The sequence below is a fragment of the Aminobacter sp. J41 genome (genome assembly GCF_000526635.1).
In the GTDB taxonomy this organism is placed as follows: Bacteria; Pseudomonadota; Alphaproteobacteria; order Rhizobiales; family Rhizobiaceae; genus Aerobium.
The window spans coordinates 41583-64254 of sequence record NZ_JAGL01000004.1; the positions used below are offsets into that span (position 1 = coordinate 41583).

23 protein-coding genes and 1 riboswitch are annotated in these 22672 nt (G+C 64.3%); of the genes, 18 read left to right on the plus strand and 5 right to left on the minus strand.

Annotated features, from left to right (window positions below):
* The 4 genes from L630_RS0104315 to L630_RS0104330 all read right to left on the minus strand — a co-directional run bounded on the left by L630_RS0104315 (position 1) and on the right by L630_RS0104330 (position 4925).
* Positions 1-2514, minus strand: coding sequence for a PAS domain-containing sensor histidine kinase (locus L630_RS0104315; RefSeq protein WP_024847055.1), 2514 nt, complete (start codon positions 2512-2514; stop codon positions 1-3).
* A 204-nt stretch (positions 2515-2718) separates the two neighbouring features.
* A complete protein-coding gene (gene ahcY / locus L630_RS0104320) occupies positions 2719-4116 on the minus strand; it encodes an adenosylhomocysteinase (protein ID WP_024847056.1) in 1398 nt (465 codons plus the stop codon).
* Positions 4117-4245: 129 nt separating this feature from the next.
* Positions 4246-4527 (minus strand): HPr family phosphocarrier protein, encoded by a 282-nt coding sequence (locus L630_RS0104325; RefSeq protein ID WP_024847057.1) that lies wholly within the window; start codon positions 4525-4527, stop codon positions 4246-4248.
* Positions 4524-4925: a PTS sugar transporter subunit IIA gene (locus tag L630_RS0104330; protein ID WP_024847058.1), complete on the minus strand. Its 402-nt coding sequence runs from the start codon at positions 4923-4925 to the stop codon at positions 4524-4526. The genes L630_RS0104325 and L630_RS0104330 overlap by 4 nt, the downstream gene beginning before the upstream one ends.
* A 366-nt stretch (positions 4926-5291) precedes the next feature.
* Here L630_RS0104330 and hpaR point away from each other — a divergent pair, with 366 nt between their 5' ends.
* The 9 genes from hpaR to L630_RS0104375 all read left to right on the plus strand — a co-directional run bounded on the left by hpaR (position 5292) and on the right by L630_RS0104375 (position 12475).
* The gene (hpaR, locus tag L630_RS0104335; RefSeq protein WP_280940233.1) at positions 5292-5816 is read left to right on the plus strand and encodes a homoprotocatechuate degradation operon regulator HpaR; all 525 of its coding nucleotides are present in this window, start codon (positions 5292-5294) and stop codon (positions 5814-5816) included.
* Between the two features lie 75 nt (positions 5817-5891).
* Positions 5892-6860, plus strand: coding sequence for a fumarylacetoacetate hydrolase family protein (locus L630_RS0104340; RefSeq protein WP_024847060.1), 969 nt, complete (start codon positions 5892-5894; stop codon positions 6858-6860).
* Between the two features lie 6 nt (positions 6861-6866).
* Positions 6867-7322 (plus strand): nuclear transport factor 2 family protein, encoded by a 456-nt coding sequence (locus L630_RS0104345; RefSeq protein ID WP_024847061.1) that lies wholly within the window; start codon positions 6867-6869, stop codon positions 7320-7322.
* Positions 7319-8119 carry an alpha/beta fold hydrolase gene (locus L630_RS0104350; protein ID WP_024847062.1) on the plus strand — a complete coding sequence of 267 codons (801 nt, stop codon included), beginning with the start codon at positions 7319-7321 and terminating at the stop codon, positions 8117-8119. Before L630_RS0104345 ends, L630_RS0104350 begins: the two co-directional genes overlap by 4 nt.
* A 5-nt stretch (positions 8120-8124) precedes the next feature.
* A complete protein-coding gene (locus L630_RS20990; protein ID WP_024847063.1) occupies positions 8125-8502 on the plus strand; it encodes a hypothetical protein in 378 nt (125 codons plus the stop codon).
* Positions 8502-9344 (plus strand): class III extradiol dioxygenase family protein, encoded by an 843-nt coding sequence (locus L630_RS0104360; protein WP_024847064.1) that lies wholly within the window; start codon positions 8502-8504, stop codon positions 9342-9344. The genes L630_RS20990 and L630_RS0104360 overlap by 1 nt, the downstream gene beginning before the upstream one ends.
* 242 nt (positions 9345-9586) lie before the next feature.
* Positions 9587-10582 carry a TRAP transporter substrate-binding protein gene (locus tag L630_RS0104365; protein ID WP_024847065.1) on the plus strand — a complete coding sequence of 332 codons (996 nt, stop codon included), beginning with the start codon at positions 9587-9589 and terminating at the stop codon, positions 10580-10582.
* 73 nt (positions 10583-10655) lie between these two features.
* The gene (locus L630_RS0104370) at positions 10656-11171 is read left to right on the plus strand and encodes a TRAP transporter small permease (RefSeq protein ID WP_024847066.1); all 516 of its coding nucleotides are present in this window, start codon (positions 10656-10658) and stop codon (positions 11169-11171) included.
* Positions 11172-11191: 20 nt separating this feature from the next.
* Positions 11192-12475 (plus strand): TRAP transporter large permease, encoded by a 1284-nt coding sequence (locus tag L630_RS0104375; RefSeq protein WP_024847067.1) that lies wholly within the window; start codon positions 11192-11194, stop codon positions 12473-12475.
* Between the two features lie 11 nt (positions 12476-12486).
* Here L630_RS0104375 and L630_RS0104380 read toward each other — a convergent pair whose 3' ends face one another.
* Complete coding sequence (locus L630_RS0104380; protein ID WP_245263661.1) at positions 12487-13200, minus strand: tetratricopeptide repeat protein; 714 nt, start codon at positions 13198-13200, stop codon at positions 12487-12489.
* Between L630_RS0104380 and L630_RS23355 the strand changes: the two genes are divergently transcribed.
* The 9 genes from L630_RS23355 (at position 13184) to cmk (ending at position 22525) form a co-directional block, all read left to right on the plus strand.
* A complete protein-coding gene (locus L630_RS23355; protein WP_245263665.1) occupies positions 13184-13369 on the plus strand; it encodes a hypothetical protein in 186 nt (61 codons plus the stop codon). The genes L630_RS0104380 and L630_RS23355 overlap by 17 nt on opposite strands.
* Before the next feature lie 42 nt (positions 13370-13411).
* Positions 13412-14791, plus strand: a complete 1380-nt coding sequence (locus L630_RS0104385; protein ID WP_024847069.1) for a leucyl aminopeptidase family protein — start codon at positions 13412-13414, stop codon at positions 14789-14791.
* 34 nt (positions 14792-14825) lie between these two features.
* Positions 14826-15028: riboswitch (cobalamin riboswitch) on the plus strand.
* 171 nt (positions 15029-15199) lie between these two features.
* Positions 15200-17050: a TonB-dependent receptor gene (locus tag L630_RS0104390; protein WP_024847070.1), complete on the plus strand. Its 1851-nt coding sequence runs from the start codon at positions 15200-15202 to the stop codon at positions 17048-17050.
* Entirely contained in the window at positions 17050-17931 is an 882-nt protein-coding gene (locus L630_RS0104395; RefSeq protein ID WP_024847071.1) for an ABC transporter substrate-binding protein, read from the plus strand. The genes L630_RS0104390 and L630_RS0104395 overlap by 1 nt, the downstream gene beginning before the upstream one ends.
* Positions 17928-18929: an iron ABC transporter permease gene (locus L630_RS0104400; protein ID WP_024847072.1), complete on the plus strand. Its 1002-nt coding sequence runs from the start codon at positions 17928-17930 to the stop codon at positions 18927-18929. Before L630_RS0104395 ends, L630_RS0104400 begins: the two co-directional genes overlap by 4 nt.
* Positions 18926-19711 (plus strand): ABC transporter ATP-binding protein, encoded by a 786-nt coding sequence (locus L630_RS0104405; protein WP_024847073.1) that lies wholly within the window; start codon positions 18926-18928, stop codon positions 19709-19711. Before L630_RS0104400 ends, L630_RS0104405 begins: the two co-directional genes overlap by 4 nt.
* Before the next feature lie 88 nt (positions 19712-19799).
* On the plus strand, positions 19800-21140 hold the full coding sequence (gene aroA / locus L630_RS0104410; protein WP_024847074.1) for a 3-phosphoshikimate 1-carboxyvinyltransferase: 1341 nt from the start codon (positions 19800-19802) through the stop codon (positions 21138-21140).
* A 23-nt stretch (positions 21141-21163) separates the two neighbouring features.
* Complete coding sequence (locus L630_RS0104415; protein WP_024847075.1) at positions 21164-21868, plus strand: SDR family oxidoreductase; 705 nt, start codon at positions 21164-21166, stop codon at positions 21866-21868.
* 6 nt (positions 21869-21874) lie between these two features.
* Complete coding sequence (gene cmk, locus L630_RS0104420; protein ID WP_024847076.1) at positions 21875-22525, plus strand: (d)CMP kinase; 651 nt, start codon at positions 21875-21877, stop codon at positions 22523-22525.
* Positions 22526-22672 lie beyond the last annotated feature (147 nt).

Below are 22672 nucleotides of genomic sequence, written 5' to 3' on the forward strand. Positions count from 1 at the left end.
CTACTCGGCGGCGGCGCGGAAGCCTTCCGGCGCCATGGGGAAACGGCAGATGACGGTGGTTCCGCGACCCTGATCGGTCTGGAACTCGACGGTGCCGTTGTGCAGCCCGACGAAGCTCTTGACGATCGAGAGACCAAGTCCCGCACCGCGGCGGCGGCCGCCATTGGCGCGCGGCTCGAAGCGGCGGAAGATGCCGTCGAGCACGTCCGGCGGGATGCCCGGGCCATCGTCATGGACGGAGAAGGCAAGGCCGTTCGCGTCGCGCTCGCAGATGAGCTTCACCACCGAATTGTCGGGCGCGAAGTTGGCCGCGTTGCTGAGGAGGTTGATGAGAATCTGGCGCACGCGGTTCTCATCGGCGTGGAATGTGGCGGGCGCACGGCGCAAGTCGATTTCAAGGGCAATACCATGCTCGCGCATACGCTCTTCCACCACCTCGGCGGCCGAATGGACGATGCGCTCGATCGGCACTTCGCTGACGTTGAGCTCCATCATGCCGGCATCCACGGTGGCGAGGTCGATGATGTCGTCGACAATCGTCTCGAGTTCCGACGACGACGAGGCGATATGCTCGACATAATCGCGCTGGCGCTGGTTGAGCGGTCCGGCGGTCTCCTGCGCGAGCAGCTCGGCAAAACCGATGATGTTGGTGAGCGGCGAGCGCAGCTCGTAGGAGACGTGCTGGATGAAGTCGTTCTTGAGGCGGTCCGTGCGCTCCAGCGCCTCGTTGCGCTCTTTCAGCATGCGCTCGACATTGACGCTGTCGGTGACGTCGAAGAACGTCGTCATCAGCTGGCCGTTGGGCAGATGCACGATGGCGTAGCTGAGGATGTTGCCGTTGTTGAGCTCGACCTGGCCGCGTCCATCGCGACGCTCCTCGTCGAAGCCGGTGGCGGCGGCTGCAAGCTCGCTCCACGGGTTCGAGCGGGTGAGGCTCTGGCAGGCGGCCTTGATAGCCGAGATGTGCGTGCCGGTCGTGACCAGCCCCTCCGGCAAGCCCCAGAGGTTGCAGAAGGCAGGATTAGACAGGCGAACGCGCCCATCAGAGCCGAACACCGCAACGCCCTCGGCGAGGTTGTCGAGCGTGACGCCCTGAACCCGCACGACCGTGTTGTAACGGCTTTCGAGGCTGATCTTCTCAGTGAGGTTCTCGAACACCCAGGTTACGCCGCCGTCAGCCTGCGGGTTGCCGACCACGCGCAACGTCTGCCCGTCAGGCAGGTGCCAGATGTCCTCAAGCGGCTCGACCGAGCGGTAGGCCGACAGGAGATTTTCCTTCCAGCGGCGCCATTCCGGCTGCTCGGCCAGCTTGCATTCCGAGCGCAGACGGTCGAGCAGCACAGTGTTGTCCGGCTTGCTATTGAGGAAGGAGATGTCGAGCTCCCAGAGCTTCTGGAACGCCTGGTTGTAGAAGCGCAGGTCCTGGTTGGCGTCGAAGATCGCCACCGCCGTGTTGAGGCGGTCCAGCGTCTCTGCATGGCCGCGCAGCGTGCGCTGGTGCTCGGTGCGTGCGGCTTCGGCCTCGGAAATGTCGAGGGCAAAGCCTGCCGAGCCCTCGCGGCCGGAGAAGTCGGTGACGCTGAAGACGCGGCGATCGCCGCCAATCACAGTCGAGAGGCTACCGGAGAAGACCGGGCTCGACAGGTGGTCGCGGGCGATCTGCTCGCGCGCGCCGGTGCCGAACAGCTCCACCCCCTCGCTGGCAGCGGCCAGCGGATCGGCGGCCTCGACGGCGTCGGCATAGGCCTGGTTGACCCAGACCAGCCGGCCTTCCGGCCCGCGCAGCCACACCGGCGTCGGGATCGAGTGGAGGAGACCCAGAAGGTTGTCGTGGTCGCGGCGCAGCTGCTGGTGCTCGAGCCGCAGCTCGGCGTGCTCGCGCTGGGCTTCCGAAAGCGACAGGAACTTGATGGCGACGTTGTTCGCGGCAGCACGGCCCTGCACTTCGATGAGGTTGCCTTTCGTCGTCTCGACGACGAGGTCGAAATTCTGGCGCTGTTCGCGCAGGTCCGCCACGGCGCGCTCGAGCTGGGCTGCGCTTCGCGGCGCCAGCCAGCGGCCAAAGGCAAGGAAGGTCGCGCGGTCTTCCGGCGCCTCGGCGAGCGTGCCGACCAGCTCCGCCTTACGGGAATCGCCGAACCAGACGAGGATGCGCTGGTCGCGCAGATTGAGAAGGGCGTCGGCGCGCTGCAACGCATTATCGAGCTCGGCCACGCGCGTACGCAGATCAACATTCTCGGCGGCGGTGCGGGCGCGCTCCCGGATCAGCAGCATGGCCGACAGCATCGCGGCGCCGGTGATGCCGAGGAAGAGGGAAAGCTGGATCACCTCGATGGTCGTCATCGAGAACGGGCGGACGATCGCCGCCTCGACCTGTTCCGCGAGTGCCACCGCCGGCCACGCCACGCTTGCAAGCAGGGCTCCGGCGCTCAGGCCGCGCCGCCTTTTCCTTTTGGAATCCTCGTTGTCGCCGGCTCCGGATTGCTCCGTACCCAGTGGGAAAACCCCAGGCATCTTAACTGTCCTCTCCGCCGCACGGACGCGAAAAACGCCCCGAAGGGACGCGTGTCCCCATACTGCTTCCCCGCTGGGAACACCGCGAATCACGTCACTGTACAGCGCTGCCGAATCGTCGTGAAGGCGCGCGCCGCGCAAAAAAATGGCCGGGCGAAAAGTCAATCGCCCAGCCTCAATATATTGTGAGAAATGGTTAAGAAATTAGTACCGGTAGTGCTCGGGCTTGTACGGGCCTTCCGGCGTGACGCCGATATAGGAAGCCTGTTCCTCGCTCAGCTTGGTCAGCTTCGCGCCGACGCGATCAAGGTGCAGGCGGGCGACCTTCTCATCGAGGTGCTTCGGCAGCACGTAGACCTCGTTCTTGTACTCGCTGCCGCGGGTGAACAGCTCGATCTGCGCCAACACCTGGTTGGTGAAGGAGGCCGACATCACGAAGCTCGGGTGGCCGGTGGCGTTGCCGAGGTTCAGCAGGCGGCCTTCGGACAGAAGGATGATGCGCTTGTTGTCCGGGAACTCGATCAGGTCGACCTGCGGCTTGATGTTGGTCCACTTCAGGTTGCGCAGGGCGTCGACCTGAATCTCGTTGTCGAAGTGGCCGATGTTGCCGACGATCGCCATGTCCTTGAACAGGCGCATGTGCTCGAGGGTGACGACGTCCTTGTTGCCGGTCGCGGTGATGATGATGTCAGCAGTCGGCGCAGCTTCCTCGAGGGTCACGACCTCGAAACCGTCCATTGCAGCCTGCAGGGCGCAGATCGGGTCGACCTCGGTGACCTTGACGCGGGCGCCGGCGCCGCGCAGCGACGCTGCCGAGCCCTTGCCCACATCGCCATAGCCGCAGACGATCGCGACCTTGCCGGCCATCATGGTGTCGGTCGCGCGGCGGATACCGTCGACGAGCGATTCCTTGCAGCCGTACTTGTTGTCGAACTTCGACTTGGTGACGGAGTCGTTGACGTTGATTGCCGGGAAGGGCAGCAGGCCCTTCTTCTGCAGCTGGTAGAGGCGGTTCACGCCGGTGGTGGTCTCCTCGGTGACGCCGCGGATCGCTTCGCGCTGTTTGGTGAAGAAGCCCGGGGTCTCCTTCATGCGCTTCCTGATCTGCTCGAAGAAGATAGTCTCTTCCTCGTTGCCCGGATTGGACAGAACGTCCTCGCCTGCTTCGGCGCGCGCGCCGGTCAGGATGTACATGGTGGCGTCGCCGCCGTCGTCGAGGATCATGTTCGACACGCCGCCGTCGGCCCACTGGAAGATGCGGTCGGTGTAGGACCAGTACTCCTCAAGGGTCTCGCCCTTGACGGCGAAGACCGGCGTGCCGGTCGCGGCGATCGCGGCAGCGGCGTGGTCCTGCGTCGAGAAGATGTTGCACGATGCCCAGCGGACATCGGCGCCAAGTTCCTTCAGAGTCTCGATCAGAACCGCCGTCTGGATCGTCATGTGCAGCGAGCCGCTGATGCGCGCACCCTTGAGCGGCTTCGACGAGCCGAACTCGGCGCGGCAGGCCATCAGGCCCGGCATCTCGGTCTCGGCGATGTCCAGTTCCTTGCGGCCCCAGTCGGCCAGCGAAATGTCGGCTACGATGTAGTCCTGCCCGCTCATGCGTGTGCTCCGTAATGTTCCGACCGGCGAGGCCGGATGTCTGGATTTTGACGTGTGTATCGGAGCGGTGCCTAGCAGAAAGCCGGGAACGGGGCAACATCACATAAAGAAGTCTTTATATCGAGGCGGCTAGCACTCTTCGCCGAAGCGGTCGCCGATGAGCTTTTCGAGAGCTTCCATCACCTCGGCCGCCTGCGGGCCCTGCGCGCTGACGGTGATGCCGCAGCCGGGGCTGGCGGCCAGCATCATCAGGCCCATGATGGAGGTGCCGCCGACGCTGACACCGTCCTTCTCGACGGTCACGTTGGCGTCATACTCGCCGACGAGCTGGACGAACTTGGCCGAAGCGCGGGCGTGAAGGCCCCGCCTGTTGATGATCATCATCTCCTTGCGGAGCACGCCCTCAGTCATTTTCCGCTCAGAACCTGGCTCGCCACGTTGATGTATTTGCGTCCGGCGACCTGCGCCTCCTGCAGGGCCGCCGCCATGTCGTCGCCGAGGCGCACGCTGGAGAGCTTGATCAGCATCGGCAGGTTGACGCCGGCGATGACCTCGACCTTGCCGGGGCTCATCACGGATATCGCAAGGTTCGACGGCGTGCCGCCGAACATGTCGGTGAGAATGATGACGCCGGCACCGGTGTCGGCGCGCGATACCGCATCGACAATGTCATTGCGGCGCTTTTCCATATCGTCGTCAGCGCCGATGCAGACGGTTTCGAAATTCTGCTGCGGGCCGACCACGTGCTCGACAGCGAGACGGAACTCCTCGGCAAGACCGCCGTGGGTGACAAGAACGATACCGATCATGCTTGAGCCCGATACGCAGGCGCCGATTTAAGCGGGTCGCAGGCGAAGTCCACGCCCTCACATTCACAACATCCGCTCACAGACCACTCCGTCGAACAACCACCCTGAGGCCTCTCAAGCGTCAGGGAGCGCTATCTTGTCAACGGGCAGACGGTTTACAAGCCGAAAAATACCACCGAAATGGCCAAATTGCCGCAGAGCGACGCATTTCCGGCCGAGATGGGATCAAATTCCGCACTTTTCACGGCGGAGTTTGCCTCCGCATTGACTAAACTCAATTGAGTTTCCGCCCGGTCTGCCATTATTGCTAGCTAACTAATACGTGAAATAGGTGGGACCGTGACGAGCGCGAAGGCTGGCGTGAATGTGAAACTCAGGAGTTTTTCCCGCTCGTTGCCGATGTCTCTGCTTCTGGCGCGCGAGGCCGTCATGACGCGGTTCAGGCCGGCGCTGAAGCTGTTTAACATCACCGAACAGCAGTGGCGTGTGCTGCGGGCGCTCTCCTCGGTCAAGGAGATCGAGGTGATGGAACTCGCCAAGGCAACGTCGCTACTGGCGCCATCGCTTTCGCGTATCCTGCGGGACATGGAAGAGCGCGGGCTGGTCGAGCGCCGCCAGGTGCCCGACGACCTGCGCCGTTCGCTGATCTCGATCAGCGAGGACGGCGTCAAGCTGATCGACGCGGTCGCGCCCTATTCGGAAAGCATCTATCAGGAAATCACCGAAACCGTCGGCCGCGACAAGATGGATCTCCTGCAGCAGCTCTGCAGGGACGTCGTCACCTCGCTCTCGCAGCTGCCCGCCACCGACTATACGGGCGTCGAGCTCGACGCGGACATCCTGCGCATCGTCGGCGACAGCACCCGGGGCCGTCCACGCCTCGAAGACTAACCTTCGCGCGCGTCATCGATATTGACAGCGCGAACTCCACCGGTTTTAATTAACGTATTAATTACCGGAGGAAACATGCGGCTTGCAAGCTTTGCCCACAACGGGAAGGACCGGATCGGATTCGAGATCGACGGCCTCCTGTACGACCTCAACGACGCGCTGAAGGCGGCCGGCGAGGACGTTTCCTATTCGACCATGATCGCGCTGATTGAGGATGGCGCGCGCGGGCGGCAGGCCGCGGATGCAGCATTCCGCCATGTTCTGGACAAGCGGGATGCGATCGCCGGCGTCCCGGCCTCAGACGTGCGTTGGCATCCGCCGGTGCGAAAGCCGTACAAGATCTGCGGCGTTGCGATGAACAATTCGGCGAGCGATGCCCGCAAGATCAGCGCGCCAGACCATCCGCTGTTTTTTCTTAAGCCTGCTTCCTGCCTTGTCGGCCACAACGAGCCGATCGTGGTGAAGGATTATTACGGCAGCGTGCATCCGGAGCCGGAGCTTGCAGTCGTGATCGCGAAGGACTGCAAGGACGTCGCCGTCGAGGACGCGATGGACTGCGTGTTCGGCTACACCATCCTCAACGACATGACTGGCAACGGCATGCGCGCGCAGGACATGGTTCATTACTACGCGCTCTACCCGTCGAAGGAGAACCCGGACGTCGTCGAGAAGCGCGAGCAGCACCTTTCCTACACCGCCCGCTACAAGGGCACCGACACCTTCGGGCCTATGGGGCCGTATCTGGTGACGAAGGATGAGGTGCCGGACCCGCACACGCTCGACGTTCGTGCCTGGCACAAGGACGAGATCATCGCTGAGGACTCGACCGCCTACTACACCTACTCGGTCCCGGAGATCATCGCCTTCATCACCCGCTACCACACGCTGTGGGCCGGCGACGTCATCTCAATGGGCACGGCTTTCCGTCCGAGCGCTGGAGGCAAGCGCAGCCTGCATCTTGCCAACATCACCGAGCTTGGCGGGCCGGTCAGCGTCGAGATCACCGGCCTTGGCCGGCTCGATAATCCGGTCGTGAAGGTCTAGCTGGTCATGATGGGGAGGATCGAAGACCGGCTGGCCATTCGCGAACTGAACGACGCGTTTGCGCACGCGCTCGACCACGGCAAGCTCGACCTGTTCGTGTCGCTGTTTACCTACGACGTGTTCTACCGCAACGGCGAGCGGCGCCTGAACGGGCGGCAGGAACTGGAGGAGTTCTTCCGCGCCCGTGCCGCGAGCGGCAGGCTGTCGCGCCATTTCTACAGCGGGCTGGTGCTGGAATTTACCGGCCCGGACGAGGCAACCGGCCACAGCAGCTGGCTGACCTTTGCGGGAAGCGGCGAGCCGCCGATCGAGGGAACCGAACCCTTCGTCATCGGTGACGTCCGCGACAGCTATCGGCGCGACGCCGACGGGTGCTGGCAGTTCGCCGCGCGCGAGATTGACGCCGTCTTCGTCAACAAGGCGATCAAGCCGCTGCCCACTAGTTTTGGGAAGCCGACATGAGCACGCGCGCCGGCAAATGTCCGGTCGACAATGGCGAGGTCCCCTTTGAGGTCGCGGGCGAAGGCCCCGCGCTTGTCCTCATTCACGGCTTCTCGCTCGATATGCGCATGTGGCGGCCGCAATTCGAGGCCCTGGCAGCCGATTTCAAGGTTGTCCGCTACGACCTGCGCGGTTTCGGCCGTTCCAGCGCGCCCAGCGCCGAATACGATCATTGCGCTGACCTCGCGCGGCTTCTCGAGCATCTCGGGATCGACCGGCCGCTGCTGGTTGGCCTGTCACTCGGCGCGAACATCGCCCTGCGCTACGCGACGCTCTGCCCCGAGAACGTACACGGGCTGGTGCTGGCATCGCCCGGCCTTCCCGGCCATGCCTGGAAGGAAATGCGCCCGCCGGAAGCGGCACTCGCCCGTGCCCGCGCCCATGGCGTCGAGGCGGCAAAGCAATTCTGGCTCGGGCATGAGATGTTTGCCTCGCTCGGCGACTATCCGCAGGCGAAGGCAGAAGTTGCAGAGATCGTCGCTGATTACAGCGGCTGGCACTGGCGCGAGACGGACATGCAGGCGCCCGCAGAGCCGATTATCCCGCAGCTTGAACATATCCGCGCGCCGGCGCTGGTCATCAGCGGCGACCGCGACGTTGCCGGCTATCGCGAGATCGCGCAGCGCATTGCAGATTCCGTTCCGGGCGCTTCGCTGCTGCGGCTGGAAACGGCCGGCCACATGCTTAACCTTGAGCAGCCGGAAATCTTCACGGATGCGGTTCGCCGTTTCGCGGCGAGCCAGATGCTGGAGGCATGAGAACGATGAGCAATTCGATCCCGTTCAACCTCGATCCGCCAGGCACGTATATCTACACCGGCGAGATGGCGACTAAAGGCTACAAGCTGACGCGCTTCGGCCTCAGCCTGCGCCGCCCGGAAAATCGCGAAAAGTTTCTCGCCGACGAGGAAGGCTACATGCGCGGCGCCGGCCTCAGCGATGAGGAGATCGCGCTGGTCAAGGCACGCGACTGGACCGGGCTCCTCAAGGCGGGCGGCCATCTGCAGGCGATGCTGAAGGTCGCGGCGACCGTCGGCCAGAACCTCTGGCACATCGGCGCGCACAATGCCGACATGGAGGTTGAGGAACTGATGCAGCTTTGCCCGCGCAGGGTCAGCGCGCTTCCGGGGGGAGAAGACTGATGGCGAAGATTATCGGCGGATTCGCGATTTCGCACACGCCCTCAATGGGGATCGAATACGACAAGGGCATGGCGAACGGCTTCAGCCCGCGCTGGCAGCCCTGGTTCGACGGCACCCGGCCGATGAAAGAGTGGCTGGCGAAGATGCAGCCCGACCGCATGGTGATCGTCTACAACGACCACCTCAACCACTTCGACTTCGACGCCTATCCGACGCTGGCGATCGGCATCGCGCCCGAGTTCCGGCAGGCGGATGAAGGCTGGGGCCTGCGTCCGTTCCCGAGCCTCGTCGGCGATACCGACCTTGGCTGGCACCTGACCAACAAGCTGGTGCGCGATGGCGGGTACGACCTCACGGTCTGCCAGGACCTCGCCATCGACCACGGCATCTATTCGTGGATGCCGTATCTCAAGGACACGCCGTGGGACACGCCCATCGTGCCGATCGCGATCAACATGGTGCGTCACCCGATCCCGACTTCACAGCGGCTGCACAATTTCGGCAAGTCGATCCGCGCGGCGATCGAGAGCTTCCCGGGCGACGACCGCATCCTCGTCGTCGCGACCGGCGGCATGTCGCACCAGATCAGCGGCGCGCGCTTCGGCATCGCCAACGAAAAGCTCGACCGCTACTTCCTGTCCAAGCTGAAGGACGAGGTCCAGGAGCTGGTCGACCTGCCGCAGGAGGAGCTGATGCGTCTTGGCGGTACCGAGGCAGCCGAACTTGCGATCTGGTTCGCGATGCGCGGCGCGCTGTCCGACAATATCGACGAGGTCTACAGCTACTACACCTTCCCGGCGATAACCGGCTGCGGCGTGATCGCCTTCGAGGAGCGGAGCTGATCTCCGGAGAAGTCTTCCGCATCTTCTGGATGCATACTGCGACGTTGCGCCACTATTCTGATGCATTGATCCATGCGTCTTAGAAGCTGGCGCAACTGTTCTCTCCCGACTATAAACGGGCTGAACGGCGATTTCCGCCGCCCGCCAGTCCGGCCAGCGAGGAGGCTGTCCCGGATCAGCTGACATCGTTGGCATGACCGTGCGCACCAGCCGTCACGGTTGTCTTTTGGGAGGAAGACCGCATGCGCAATTTTGCAAAGAACCTTGGCCGTACCGCGCTCGTCGTGACGGCGATGACGCTTGGCCTCAGCTTCGGCGCGAAGGCCGAGCAGGAAATCAAGATCGGCTACGCGCTGGCGACGACGTCGCACTACGGCGTTGCCGCCAACAATTGGCAGGAAGTCGTCGAGAGCGGCACCGACAAGCGCTTCGTGTTCCGTCACTTCCCCTCCTCTGGCCTTGGCGGCGAGCGCGAGGTTCTAGAGGGCCTGCAGATCGGCACGGTCGAAGCGACCATCGTTTCCTCCGGCACGCTCTCCAACTTCGTCCCCGAAGCCGGCGTCTTCGACATTCCGTTCCTGTTCCGCGACCTTGCCCATGCCCGCGGCGTGCTCGATGGCCCGATTGGCCAGGAGATCCTCGGCAAGTTCGAGAGCGCGAACCTGATCGCACTTGCCTGGGGCGAGCAGGGCTTCCGCCATATCACCAACAACCGCAATGCGATCGAGAAGCCGGATGACGTCGCCGGCCTGAAGCTGCGGACGATGGAAAACCCGATCCACATCACCGCTTTCAACACGCTTGGTGCTGCTCCGACGCCGATGGCCTGGCCGGAGGTGATCGGCGCGCTGCAGCAGGGCACCATCGACGGCCAGGAGAACCCGCTGTCGGTGATTACCTCGGCGAAGCTGTCGGAAGTGCAGAAGCACCTCACCGTCTCCGGCCACGTCTATTCGCCGGCGATGCTGCTGGTCTCGCCGGATCTCTGGAACAGCCTGTCCGATGAGGACAAGGAAGTGTTCAAGAAGGGCGCTGCCGAGGCGGTCGTTGCCATGCGCGCCTTCGTCGATGACGTCGAGAAGTCCGGCGTCGAGCAGCTGAAGAAGGAAGGCATGACAGTCGGCGAGCTTACGGCCGAGCAGAAGGCCGAGTTCCAGAAGGCGCTCGCTCCCGCCTATGAGGAATACTACAAGACCTACGGCAAGGAACTGATCGACGGCATCATCGCGGCCAAGTGACCGCGCCGTCCAAAACACCTGAACTGGCGGGCCGGCGTCATGCCGGCCTTGCCGACTGAGGAGGGCACTTTCCTTGCAAAAGCTTGAGAACGCCTTCGTCGAGGCCAACAAGTGGGCGCTGATCCTGCTGCTGGGCGCCATGTCTTGCATCGTCTTCGCCAATGTGACGCTGCGCTACACGACGAATTACTCGATCTACTGGGCCGAGGAAGTCGCCCGCTACATGATGATCTGGCTGACGTTCCTTGGTGCGGGCCTGACCCTTCGCTATGGCGGGCACGTCGCGATCACCAACCTGATGGAGATCATGCCGACGCAGAAGCAGCGCCTGCTGCGCGGCTTCATCGTCATCTGCCTGATCGCCTTCTTCGCGGTGATGATCTGGGTCGGCTACGGCTATGCGATGCGCATGCGCTTCCAGATGACACCGGCGACCCGCATCCCGTTTGCCTATGTCTACGCGGCGATGCCGGTAGGTTTCGCCCTTCTCATCATCCATCTCCTCCTCGTCGTGCGCAGCTATGTCCGCGACAACCGCTTCGAGGAAACCACCGAGGCCGGCGATATTGCTGGCAGCCTGAGCGCATGATGCCAACGGAGTAGGATCACGTGGCCTGGATACTTTTCGGTTCCTTCGTCGTGCTGCTCGCGCTGGGCTTTCCCATCGCCTTCGTGCTGGCGATCTCGGCCTTCGTCGCCGTCGCGCTCGGAAGCAACTATCCCTATCTCGTCATCGTGAAGGAGATGTTCTCCGGCCTCGACTCATTTCCGCTGATGGCCGTCCCGTTCTTCATCCTCGCGGCCGAGCTGATGACGGGCGGCGCGATGACATACGTGCTGCTGCGCTTCGCCTCGCAGTTCGTCGGGCACAAGCGCGGCGGCCTCGGCTACGCGAACGTGATTGCCTCGACACTGTTCTCCGGAATTTCGGGCTCAGCGCTGGCGGACGCGGCCGGTCCCGGCGCTATGATGATCCGCATGATGGAAAAGAGCGGCTATGACCGCTCCTACGCCGGAGCCCTGACGGCCTCATCGGCAGTCATGGGGCCGATCATCCCGCCGTCGATCATCATGATCGTCTATGCGCTGCAGGTTGAGCAGGTGTCGGTGGGTGCGCTGTTCATCGCCGGCATCGTCCCGGGCGTCATCATCGCGCTCGCGCTCTCCGCGGCCAACTTCTACGTCTCGCGTGCCCGCGGCTACCGCGGTGGCGACCCGAAGCCGCCCACCGCCGAGATCGTCCGGACCAGCATTTATGCGCTGCCGGCCCTGTTCCTGATCGTCCTGATCATTGGCGGCATCCGCGCCGGCATCTTCACGCCAACCGAAGCTTCGGTGGTGGCAATCTTCTACGCTCTGGCGTGCGGCATGTTCGTCTACCGCTCGCTGAAGGTGAAGGACATTCCGGCCATCATCCTGCGCGCGGCCCTGATCTCGGTTGCCGTCCTGCTGATCCTGGCGGCCGCCCGCGCCTTTGCCTGGGTGCTGATCATCGAGGGCGTGCCGCAGCGCCTTGCCGAGACGATCGTCTCATGGAACCTCTCGCCGGTTGTCTTCCTGCTCGCGATCAACGTCTTCCTGCTGATCTTCGGCTTGTTCATGGACCCGCTGCCGGGCGTGATGGTGCTGGTGCCGATCCTCGCGCCCATCGCGCATTCGCTCGGCATCGATCCAATCCACTTCGCGATGGTGGTGATCCTGAACCTAACGATCGGCCTGATCACGCCACCGGTCGGGGCGCTGCTCTTCGTCGTCTCATCGACGGTGAAGCTGAAGGTGAGCGAGATCGTGCGCGAGATGCCGCCATTTCTCCTGGCGCATCTGCTGGTCCTGCTGCTGATTACCTTCGTGCCGGGGGTGTCGACCTGGCTGCCGCGCGTGAGCGGATTCTAGGCCGCTGAGGCCTAGTTCCGCTTGCGCTCTTCCTCGCGCAGTTCGTTCCAGGCGTTCTGCTGGGCGAGCATCTGGCGCAGATAGGCGACGTTTGCCTGCGCCTGCTGCGGCGAGAGTTCGCGCGATGCGATCTCCTCGGCTTCTTTGAAACGGCCCTGCAGGCCGACGACGAGGGCGAGGTTCTGGCGCACGCGGCTGTCGGCTCCCGGCGCCTGCACGGCCTGGCGCAGATAGTTCTCGGCGCTCTTGAGATCCCCTTCCAGCACGTAGGACATGCCGAGGTTGGACAGGATCGAGGCTTCACCGGGCTTCAGCTCCAGAGCGCGCATGTAGAGCCTGCGCGCCTCTTTCTGGTCGCCGAGCTGGTCGAGGATTGCGGCTTCCGCCGACATCAGCTTCCAGTCGGGATATTCCGGCGTCTGGGCGCGGCGCACCGCATCGAGCGCGGGCTCCAGCTCGCCCGCTGCGGCGAGCGCCTTGCCATAGGCGGCGAGCACCTTGCGGTCGGACGGATAGTCGATGGCAAGCTTGCGCATCACCGCGAGCGACTGGTCGGTGCGGCCGCTCATCTGCAGCACCGAGGCGTAGCGCATCGCGGTGGTGCTGTCCTTTGGGTTCTTCGCGTACGCATTGCCGAGCGACTCGACTGCCGAGGCCAGCTGTTGGGCTGACATCGATTCCACCACCTCGGGCGAGGAACCGCGAGAAATGGAGCCGGTGGTCATCTTGTCGGTGGATGCACATCCCGAAAGGGAAACGGCGACGATGAGTGCACTCAGCACTGCGGAGCTGCGTTTCCCCGTTGCCTTCGCGGCGAGGTTGGTGAACATCGGCACTGAATCTCCCCTGCCCGACAATGACCCTTTTCCGGTCACGATCGAGGGTCAGCAATAATCTGTTAACGCTAACGGATCGTTAAAAAGGATCTTTCCGGCCATGCCGCTGACACTGAAAGACAAGGCAACGCCCGGCTCCCGCCCGGTTCATCTCGTCACCAAGGAAAGCTTCTCCAGGCTGGAGCTGGACGCCGGCGCGCGTGCATGGGCGGAAGCGAACCATTTTAGCGGCGCGGCCGGCCAGCTTGTGCTCCTGCCGGGCAGCGATGGCGCAATCGCGGGCGCGCTGTTTGGCGTGGCCGACAAGCGCGGCGGCTTCTCGCCGCTTGCCACCGGCTCGCTCGCGAAGAAGCTGCCCGCCGGCGAGTGGCACTTTGCCAACACGCCGGAAGATCCCGACCTTGCCGCGCTCGGCCTTCTTCTCGGCAGCTACGTCTTCACACGCTACCGCAAGCATGAGGGCCGCGACGTCGAGTTCGCGGTGCCGGAAGGCGCGGATGCAGCAAGGGTGCGCCAGCAGGCCGAGGCGGTCTTCCTCGTGCGCGACCTCATCAACACGCCCACCAACGATTTCGGTCCCGAGGAACTCGAGAAGGCCGCGCGGTCCCTGGCAGACGCGCATGGCGCGAAGGTCTCCGTCGTTTCGGGCGATGCGCTGCTTGAACAAAACTTTCCGATGATCCATGCGGTGGGTCGCGCCTCGGCGCAGGCGCCGCGCCTGATCGACTTCGCGTGGGGCGCTGAAGACGCACCGAAGGTCACGCTCGTTGGCAAGGGCGTTTGCTTCGACACCGGCGGCCTCGACATCAAGCCGCCGTCAAGCATGCTGCTGATGAAGAAGGACATGGGCGGCGCGGCCAACGTTCTCGGCCTTGCCTCGATGCTGATGGCGGCGAAGGCGAACATCCGCCTGCGCGTGCTGATACCGGCGGTCGAGAATTCCATCTCCGCCAACGCCTTCCGCCCCGGCGACATCCTGCAGAGCCGCAAGGGCCTGACCATCGAGATCGGCAACACCGATGCCGAGGGCCGGCTGATTCTCGCTGACGCGCTGGCGCTGGCAGACGAAGAGTCGCCCGAAGTGCTGATCGACATGGCAACGCTGACCGGTGCGGCGCGTGTGGCGCTTGGCCCGGACCTGCCGCCCTTCTTCACCGACGACGATACGCTTGCGGAACACCTCGCCCACGCCGCCGAGAAGACCGCCGATCCGCTCTGGCGCCTGCCGCTGTGGTCGAACTACGACAGCAAGCTCAACTCCAAGGTCGCGGACATCAACAACGTCACCACCGACGGCATGGCCGGCGCGGTGACGGCGGCACTGTTCCTGCGCCGCTTCGTCGAAAACGCCAGGAGCTGGGCGCATTTCGACGTGTTCGGCTGGTCGCCGGTCGAGCGGCCGCACTGCCCGATCGGCGGTGAGGCACAGGCGATCCGCGCCATTCTCGACGTGCTCGTCAACAGGTACGGGGTCCGCTGACCCCGTCTCGTTGACGCAGCGCCGGACTCCGGCTATCCATCCGCTTGGAACTGGTCCCGCCGTGAGGCGGGTGAAAATGGGAACACGGTGCGACTGACTATCGGTCAATTCCGTGGCTGCCCCCGCAACTGTAACCGTTGAGCCAACTTCCACATGCCACTGGCGGTCAGGCCGGGAAGGCGGAAGAGAGGTGAAGACACGGAAGCCAGGAGACCTGCCGTTCCAGTCACCCATGTCTCGATGCGGGGTGCATCGGGGCGCGGTCGTCCGTCGCGGTGACATTCGAAGAATGTGCTGCATGCCGGAAGCGGCGAGATGACCTTTGGCGCATGGGCGCCGCGAAATCGGTTTGCAGCCTCAGTGTAACCGCCGGTCGGCATTGCCGATCGGACAGATGTGGGGACTGCAATGAAATCGCCGCTGCTCGCTGCGAGCGCACTTACGCTTATCCTGTCCGGACCCTCTTTCGCCCAGGATGATGCTTCTTCCGACGACGTGACCGTTCTCGATACGATCACGGTTACTACCGCCAATCGCACGCCCACCGAGGCGCAGAAGGTTGGCTCCAAGGTCGAGCTGCTGACCAGTGAGGATATCGATAAAAAGACGGTTCAGGCCGTAGCGGATTATCTGTCGTTCGTGCCCGGCATGTCTGTGAGCCCGGCAGGCCCGATTGGCCAGACCACGGGCGTCTACATGCGCGGCCTGCCCGTGCGCTACATTAAGACGCTCTACAACGGCATCGACGTCTCGGACGTCTCGAACACGCAGGTTCAGACCCATTTCGAGCACCTGCTGTCTGCCGGCATCTCGAACATCGAGGTTCTGAAGGGCTCCCAGAGCACGCTCTATGGCTCCAACGCCATTGCCGGTCTCGTCGATCTGTCGAGCTTTGCCGACGAAGGTCCGGGCGTTCATCACACCGTTGAGATCGAAGGCGGCTCCTACGGCACGGTGCGCGGCCGCTATGGCATCAACGCGTCTGATGATGCCTCCCGCATCGTCGGCAATATTTCAGGCTTCCGAGCCGATGGCTTCTCCGCCGCTGCCGGCGGCACGGAAAAGGACGGATACCAGAACGTCACCGCCGACCTGAACGTCGAGCACCGCTTCAGCGAAGCCTTTTCCGTCTTTGGCTCGGCGCTCTACATCGACACCAGGGCCGAGTATGACCTCAACGGCTTTGACAGCTCAGGCGACGAGAACTTCACCACGTTCCTGGGCGGACGCGCAGGGTTCAACCTCGATCTTCTCGACGGACGTGCCAAGAACACCTTCTCGGTGCAGGCATCGCGCATGGATCGCGAGATTTCGCCGGCCAACGACACCTTCGTCGGCGACCGGCTGAAGTTCGACTATCTCGGCTCGTTCGAACTGACCGATCGCATCACCCTGCAATACGGCGCCGACCACGAGCGTCAGAAGGCCGATATCGCGACCACCTGGACCGCAATCAGCGACAGCCACCATCTCACGGGTGTCTGGGCGCAAGGGATTTTCGAGCCGGTTGATGATTTCGTGCTGACTGCCGGGCTTCGCCATGATGAGCACTCTGAATTTGGCGGCCACACCACCTATCGTGGCACGGCGTCCTATCTCTTCCCGAATTCCGGAACGCGCCTCCACGCCTCGGTCGGCACTGGCTTTCGGGCGCCCAGCCTCTATGAGCTATACGCGCCCACCTACGGCAACACGGATCTGCAGCCGGAAACCAGCTTCAGCTACGATGTCGGCGTCGAGCAGACTTTTCTCGATGGCCGCCTGACGGCCGACATCACCTACTTCTCGGTGAAGGTCGAGGACCGCATCGGATTTGGCACGACCTACGTGCAGATCCCCGGCAACACCCATTCGCGCGGCATCGAAGCCTCGCTGAAATACGCGGTGACCGACTGGTTTGATCTTGGCGCCTCCTACACCTACACCAGCGCGGCGGACGATGCAGGGATCCGCGCCATTCGCGTCCCGCGCCATGCGACCGTGCTGACTGCGACGGTGCGTCCGGCTGAAAAATGGACCGTGAGCGCCGACCTGAAATATGCCGTCGACACGCTGGACACCGACTTCTCGACCTGGCCATCGACAGATGTTTCGCTCGATGACTACGTCCTGCTCAACGCCAAGGTCGCCTATCAGCTGAACGACAACATGCAGTTCTACCTTCGTGGCGAGAACCTGCTGAACGAGAAGTACCAGACCGTGTTGGGCTACAATACGCCGGGCGCCTCCGCGTTCGTTGGCATGAAGGCGAAGTTCTGATGCGTGTAAGGGATCGCATTGGTATCTGGCTGGCGTGGCCCTCCGGGCCCGCGCTCGCCGTGCTGCCTGCGATCCTGCTTGCACTGGTATGCGCGGCAGGAGCTGCATCGGCAGCACCTGCCCGCGTCGTCTCTATGAACGTCTGCACCGACCAGATGGCGATGCTGGTTGCGGCGGATGGACAGCTGCGTTCGGTGACGCACCTCGCCACCGATCCGCAAACCTCGGCGATGGTGGACGAGGCGAAAGCCTTTCCCGTCAATCACGGCCTCGCCGAAGAAATCTTCCTGATGAGGCCGGACCTGGTGCTGGCCGGCACCTACACCGCGACGGCGACGGTCAACCTTCTCCAGAACCTCGGCATCCGCGTTGAGCTGTTCGACCCGGTCAACACCTTTGCCGACGTGCGCGAGCAGATCGTTCGCGTCGGCAAGTTGCTTGGCCGCGAAGGGCGCGCGGCGGAAGTCGTCGCCGAACTCGACAGCGGGCTGAAGGAACTCGCAACCAGCAGCAGCGGTGTCACCGCCCTTGGCTGGTCGTCGAACAGCTATGCAACGGGCGCGGGAACGTTTACCGACGAGGTCATGAAAGTGGCCGGCCTCACCAACATTGCGGCGCGCGAAGGGATCCAGGGCGGGGCGCGGGTTCCGCTCGAAACGTTACTCGCGGCGAAGCCGGACCTGATCGTCACCGGCAGCGAAACCTACGCACGGCCGGCCATAGCGCAGGACAATTTCATCCATCCCGCCTTTCGTGCTTATGTTGCTGGCGGCAAGGAGGTCTCGGTGCCCGACAAGTACTGGGTGTGCGGCGCGCCGTTTACGCTCGAGGCTGTACGCATCCTGCGCACCGCCGCCGAGGCGACCGGAGCCGCGCGTTGACCGACACATCGAGATACCGGCTGGTGCTGGCGGCGCTGTCGCTTGCCGTCGTGCTCCTGTTCCTGATGTCGTTGGCGACCGGGCCAGCCGCGATTGGCTTTGCCGACTCCATGCGCGCGCTGTTGTCCGGCGATGCCTACGAGATCACGCTGATCATGCGCGAGATCCGCCTGCCGCGCGCGATCCTCGGCCTGATGGTCGGCGCAACGCTCGGCCTCTCCGGCGCCGTGCTGCAGGGCTATTTGCGCAATCCTCTTGCTGAGCCGGGCCTGCTCGGCATCAGTGCCACCGCCTCGCTCGGCGCGGTGCTGACCATCTATACCGGCGTCTCGCTCGTCTTCCCCCTCGCCTTGCCGCTGGCGGCACTGGCCGGCGCGGGCGTTGCCGTGCTGGTGGTACGGGCGATGGCCGGCGGCTCAGGCGGAACGCTTTCCATCATTCTCGCGGGCATTGCCTTGTCGGCCTTCGCCGGGGCCATGACGTCGCTGGCGCTGAACCTTTCTCCCAATCCGTTCGCGGCCATGGAAATCGTCTTCTGGATGCTGGGCTCGCTCACCGACCGCTCCATGATCCATGTGTCGCTCGCCGCGCCCTTCATGGTGCTCGGCTGGGTGATGCTGGCGCTGACCGCCCGCGCGCTTGATGCGTTGACGCTCGGCGCGAGCGCCGCCGCCAGCCTCGGCTTTGACCTTCGCCGCACTCAGCTTCTTGCCGTCGGAGGCACCGCCGCCTCGGTCGGTGCCGCGACTGCGGTGGCTGGTGCGATCGGCTTCGTCGGGCTGGTCGTGCCGCACATCTTGCGCCCGCTCGTCGGCAGTATGCCGTCGCGCCTGCTGCCGGCCAGCGCTCTGGGTGGCGCGGCGATGCTGCTTGCCGCCGACATTCTCGTGCGGCTGATCGCGCCCGAGCGCGACCTGAAACTCGGTGTCCTCACCGCCATGGTCGGCGCGCCGTTCTTCCTGTGGCTGATCTGGCGCTCGCGGAGGACGATGCTGTGACGCTGCTTGCCGTCTCCGATCTCCATGCCGATCTCGGCCGCCGCGAGGTGCTGCACGGCATCTCCTTCACCGTCAGCGAGGGCGAGTTTGTCGGCCTGATCGGCCCGAACGGCGCCGGCAAGACGACGCTGCTGCGCGCGATCCTTGGCCTGACGCCCTCGAAAGGCACCGTCATCATCGGCAATGAGGTGAAGCCAGCGCCGCGCGTCCAGGCCAGGCTCGTCTCCTATCTGCCGCAGGAGCGGGAGATTGCCTGGCCGGTGACGGTTGAGCGCGTCGTGGCGCTGGGCCGGGCGCCGCACCTGCCGGGCTTTGCCGCTCCCGGGGAGGCTGACCTTGCGGCGATCCGCTCGGCGATGCGGCGGATGGAAGTGGAAGATTTCGCGCAGCGCGCCGCAACCGAACTTTCCGGCGGCGAGCAGGCGCGAGTGCTGATCGCCCGGGCGCTCGCACAGGAAGCGCCGCTGATGCTCGCCGACGAGCCAGCGGCCGGGCTCGACCCCGCGCACCAGATCGCGCTGATGAAGATCTTTGCGGGCCTTGCCGACGAAGGTTCCAGCGTCGTCGCCTGCCTGCACGACCTCGGCCTCGCCGCCCGCTTCTGCACCCGGCTGATCCTGCTGCAGGACGGCCGCATCGTGGCTGACGGTGCGCCGCGCGATGTGCTGACGGACGAGCTGCTGCGCTCGTCCTACGGCGTGAAATCCTTCCTCGGCGAGCACGAGGGCGGGCTGATCGTGCAGCCCTTTGATCTGGCGGACGGATCCGGCCACGGGGGATGACCGCGGCATTGCGTCGTGATACGACACCGGCGCGGCTTACAGCCTTTCCGATTTCACCTTTCGCCGGCTTGCCGGCTGGGACATCTCTATGACTGCACACCTCACCCCGAAGCCCGCCACCGCCTCAAAGTCCGAAGCTCTTTCCGGCACCGTCCGTGTGCCTGGCGACAAGTCCATCTCGCACCGCTCCTTCATGTTCGGCGGGCTTGCTTCCGGCGTCACCCGCATCACCGGCCTGCTCGAGGGCGAGGACGTGCTGCGCACCGGAGAGGCTATGAAAGCCATGGGCGCAAAGATCGAGAAGCAGGGCGACGAGTGGATCATCCACGGCACCGGCAACGGCGCGCTGCTTGAGCCGCAGGGCCCGCTCGACTTCGGCAATGCCGGTACCGGCTCGCGCCTCACCATGGGCCTCGTCGGCACCTACGATATGACCACCACCTTCATCGGCGATACCTCGCTGCAGAGCCGGCCGATGGGCCGCGTGCTCAACCCGCTGCGCGAAATGGGCGTGCAGGTCGTGGACGCCGCGCCCGGCGACCGCATGCCGCTCACCATCCGTGGCCCGAAGCGCGCCAACCCGATCACCTACCGCGTGCCGATGGCCTCCGCTCAGGTGAAGTCGGCTGTGCTGCTTGCCGGCCTCAACACGCCGGGCATCACGACGGTCATCGAGCCGATCATGACCCGCGACCACACCGAGAAGATGCTGAAGGGCTTTGGCGCCAATCTGCAGGTCGAGACCGACAAGGACGGCGTGCGCCACATCCGCATCGAGGGCGAGGGCAAGCTCACCGGCCAGGTTATCGCCGTGCCGGGCGATCCGTCCTCGGCCGCCTTCCCGCTGGTTGCGGCGCTGATCGTACCGGGCTCCGACATCGTCATCGAAAACGTGCTGATGAACCCGACGCGTACCGGCCTCATCGACACGCTGCTCGAAATGGGCGCCTCGATCGAGATCCTCAACCGCCGCGATGCGGGCGGCGAGGAAGTTGCCGATCTGCGGGTGCGCCATTCGGAGCTGAAGGGCGTCACTGTGCCGCCGGCACGCGCGCCGTTCATGATCGATGAATACCCGATCCTTGCCATCGCCGCCTCGCTTGCCGAGGGTGAGACGGTGATGGACGGTCTCGAAGAGCTGCGCGTCAAGGAAAGCGACCGCCTTGCGGCCGTTGCCCGTGGCCTTGAAGTCAACGGCGTCGACTGCACGGAGGGCGAGGCCTCGCTCACCGTGCGCGGCCGCCCGGACGGCAAGGGACTCGGCGGCGGCACCGTTGCCACGCACCTTGATCACCGCATCGCCATGAGCTTCCTTGTCCTCGGCCTTGCGGCCGAGAAGCCGGTTACGGTCGACGATCGCTCGATGATCGCGACCAGCTTTCCGGAGTTCATGGGCCTGATGACGGGCCTTGGCGCAAAGATCGACTGACAGAACGGCATGAGGGAGAGGACATGGCTGATAGCAAGGTTGCAATGATCGTCGGTGGCGGCAGCGGCATGGGTGCCGCGTCGGCCCGAAAACTCGCCGAGAACGGCTATACCGTCGCTGTCATGTCCTCGTCCGGCAAGGGCGAGGCGCTGGGCAACGAGCTCGGGGGGCTGGGCTTTACCGGCTCCAACCTGTCGAACGACGATCTGAAGCGCTTTGCCGACCTCACCCTCGAGCGCTTCGGCCGCATCGACGTGCTGGTCAACAGCGCCGGCCACGGCCCGAAGGGCCCGCTGCTCGAAATCTCCGACGAGGACTGGCACAAGGGCTTCGACGTCTATTTCATGAACGTCGCCCGCGCCGTGCGCATCGTCGCGCCGCAGATGATCGCGCAGAAGTCGGGCTCGATCGTCAACATCTCCACCGCATGGGTGGACGAGCCGAGCGAGATGTTCCCGACATCCGCCGTCGCTCGCTCCGGCCTCACAGCTTACACCAAGCTGTTCGCCAACCAGTACGCGGCGCAGAACGTGCGCATCAACAACGTGCTGCCGGGCTGGATCGACAGCCTGCCGGAGAAGGACGAGCGCCGCGCTTCCGTGCCGATGCAGCGCTATGGTACCGCCGAGGAAATCGCGGAGGCGGTGCTGTTCCTTGCCTCGGAAAAGTCTTCCTACATCACCGGCCAGAACATCCGCGTCGATGGCGGCCTGATGCGTTCGGTCTGAGAGTTCATGTCGTCACATTTCATCATCGCCATCGATGGCCCGGCCGGGGCCGGCAAGGGCACGATGGCGCGCCGCCTCGCCGATCATTTTCACCTGAACATGCTCGACACGGGGCTTACCTACCGCGCTGTGGCGCACAAGATGCTGCAGGAGGGGCTGAACCTCACCGACGCTACGGCCGCCGAGGCAACCGCACGCTCGCTCGACCTCGGCAATCTCGACCGTGACGTGCTTTCGCAGCATGCCGTCGGCGAGGCAGCATCTCAGATTGCCGTCATTCCCGCGGTGCGGCGCGCGCTGGTTGAGAAGCAACGCGAGTTTGCGAAGACGGCGCCAGGCGCCGTGCTCGACGGCCGCGACATCGGCACGGTGGTCTGCCCCGACGCCGACGTGAAGCTCTATGTCACCGCCACCGCCGCCGTGCGTGCAAAGCGCCGCCTCGCCGAGATCGAATCGCGCGGCGGCACCGCCGAATTCGCGCAGATCCTTGCCGATATCGAGAAGCGCGACGCGCGCGACATGGGCCGCGAGGATTCGCCTCTACGGCCGGCGGCAGACGCGCACTTGCTCGATACGTCCGAAATGGATATAGAAAGCGCGTTTCAGGCGGCGAAAAGTCTGGTCGAACAGGCCATGGCCGCCCGAGGCAAAGACTGAAGCGGGGCGCGGTGCACGTTCTTCCCTCGGGAAGACACGTGATGCCGCACAACCTGTTTCTGGAACCGGCCCGCCCGCATCACATTGCGCCGGAACGCCGCGAGAGCGGCAATGACCCGTCAGGAGGCGGGTCACGATGCTGGCGGA

What these genes read in the sequence shown, in the direction of transcription:
- L630_RS0104315 (WP_024847055.1), bottom strand. Translation starts at nt 2,514, where the DNA reads ATGCCTGGGGTTTTCCCACTGGGTACGGAGCAATCCGGAGCCGGCGAC.
- ahcY (WP_024847056.1), bottom strand. Translation starts at nt 4,116, where the DNA reads ATGAGCGGGCAGGACTACATCGTAGCCGACATTTCGCTGGCCGACTGG.
- L630_RS0104325 (WP_024847057.1), bottom strand. Translation starts at nt 4,527, where the DNA reads ATGACTGAGGGCGTGCTCCGCAAGGAGATGATGATCATCAACAGGCGG.
- L630_RS0104330 (WP_024847058.1), bottom strand. Translation starts at nt 4,925, where the DNA reads ATGATCGGTATCGTTCTTGTCACCCACGGCGGTCTTGCCGAGGAGTTC.
- L630_RS0104340 (WP_024847060.1), top strand. Translation starts at nt 5,892, where the DNA reads ATGCGGCTTGCAAGCTTTGCCCACAACGGGAAGGACCGGATCGGATTC.
- L630_RS0104345 (WP_024847061.1), top strand. Translation starts at nt 6,867, where the DNA reads ATGATGGGGAGGATCGAAGACCGGCTGGCCATTCGCGAACTGAACGAC.
- L630_RS0104350 (WP_024847062.1), top strand. Translation starts at nt 7,319, where the DNA reads ATGAGCACGCGCGCCGGCAAATGTCCGGTCGACAATGGCGAGGTCCCC.
- L630_RS20990 (WP_024847063.1), top strand. Translation starts at nt 8,125, where the DNA reads ATGAGCAATTCGATCCCGTTCAACCTCGATCCGCCAGGCACGTATATC.
- L630_RS0104360 (WP_024847064.1), top strand. Translation starts at nt 8,502, where the DNA reads ATGGCGAAGATTATCGGCGGATTCGCGATTTCGCACACGCCCTCAATG.
- L630_RS0104365 (WP_024847065.1), top strand. Translation starts at nt 9,587, where the DNA reads ATGCGCAATTTTGCAAAGAACCTTGGCCGTACCGCGCTCGTCGTGACG.
- L630_RS23355 (WP_245263665.1), top strand. Translation starts at nt 13,184, where the DNA reads ATGGAGCCGGTGGTCATCTTGTCGGTGGATGCACATCCCGAAAGGGAA.
- L630_RS0104380 (WP_245263661.1), bottom strand. Translation starts at nt 13,200, where the DNA reads ATGACCACCGGCTCCATTTCTCGCGGTTCCTCGCCCGAGGTGGTGGAA.
- L630_RS0104385 (WP_024847069.1), top strand. Translation starts at nt 13,412, where the DNA reads ATGCCGCTGACACTGAAAGACAAGGCAACGCCCGGCTCCCGCCCGGTT.
- L630_RS0104390 (WP_024847070.1), top strand. Translation starts at nt 15,200, where the DNA reads ATGAAATCGCCGCTGCTCGCTGCGAGCGCACTTACGCTTATCCTGTCC.
- L630_RS0104395 (WP_024847071.1), top strand. Translation starts at nt 17,050, where the DNA reads ATGCGTGTAAGGGATCGCATTGGTATCTGGCTGGCGTGGCCCTCCGGG.
- aroA (WP_024847074.1), top strand. Translation starts at nt 19,800, where the DNA reads ATGACTGCACACCTCACCCCGAAGCCCGCCACCGCCTCAAAGTCCGAA.
- L630_RS0104415 (WP_024847075.1), top strand. Translation starts at nt 21,164, where the DNA reads ATGGCTGATAGCAAGGTTGCAATGATCGTCGGTGGCGGCAGCGGCATG.
- cmk (WP_024847076.1), top strand. Translation starts at nt 21,875, where the DNA reads ATGTCGTCACATTTCATCATCGCCATCGATGGCCCGGCCGGGGCCGGC.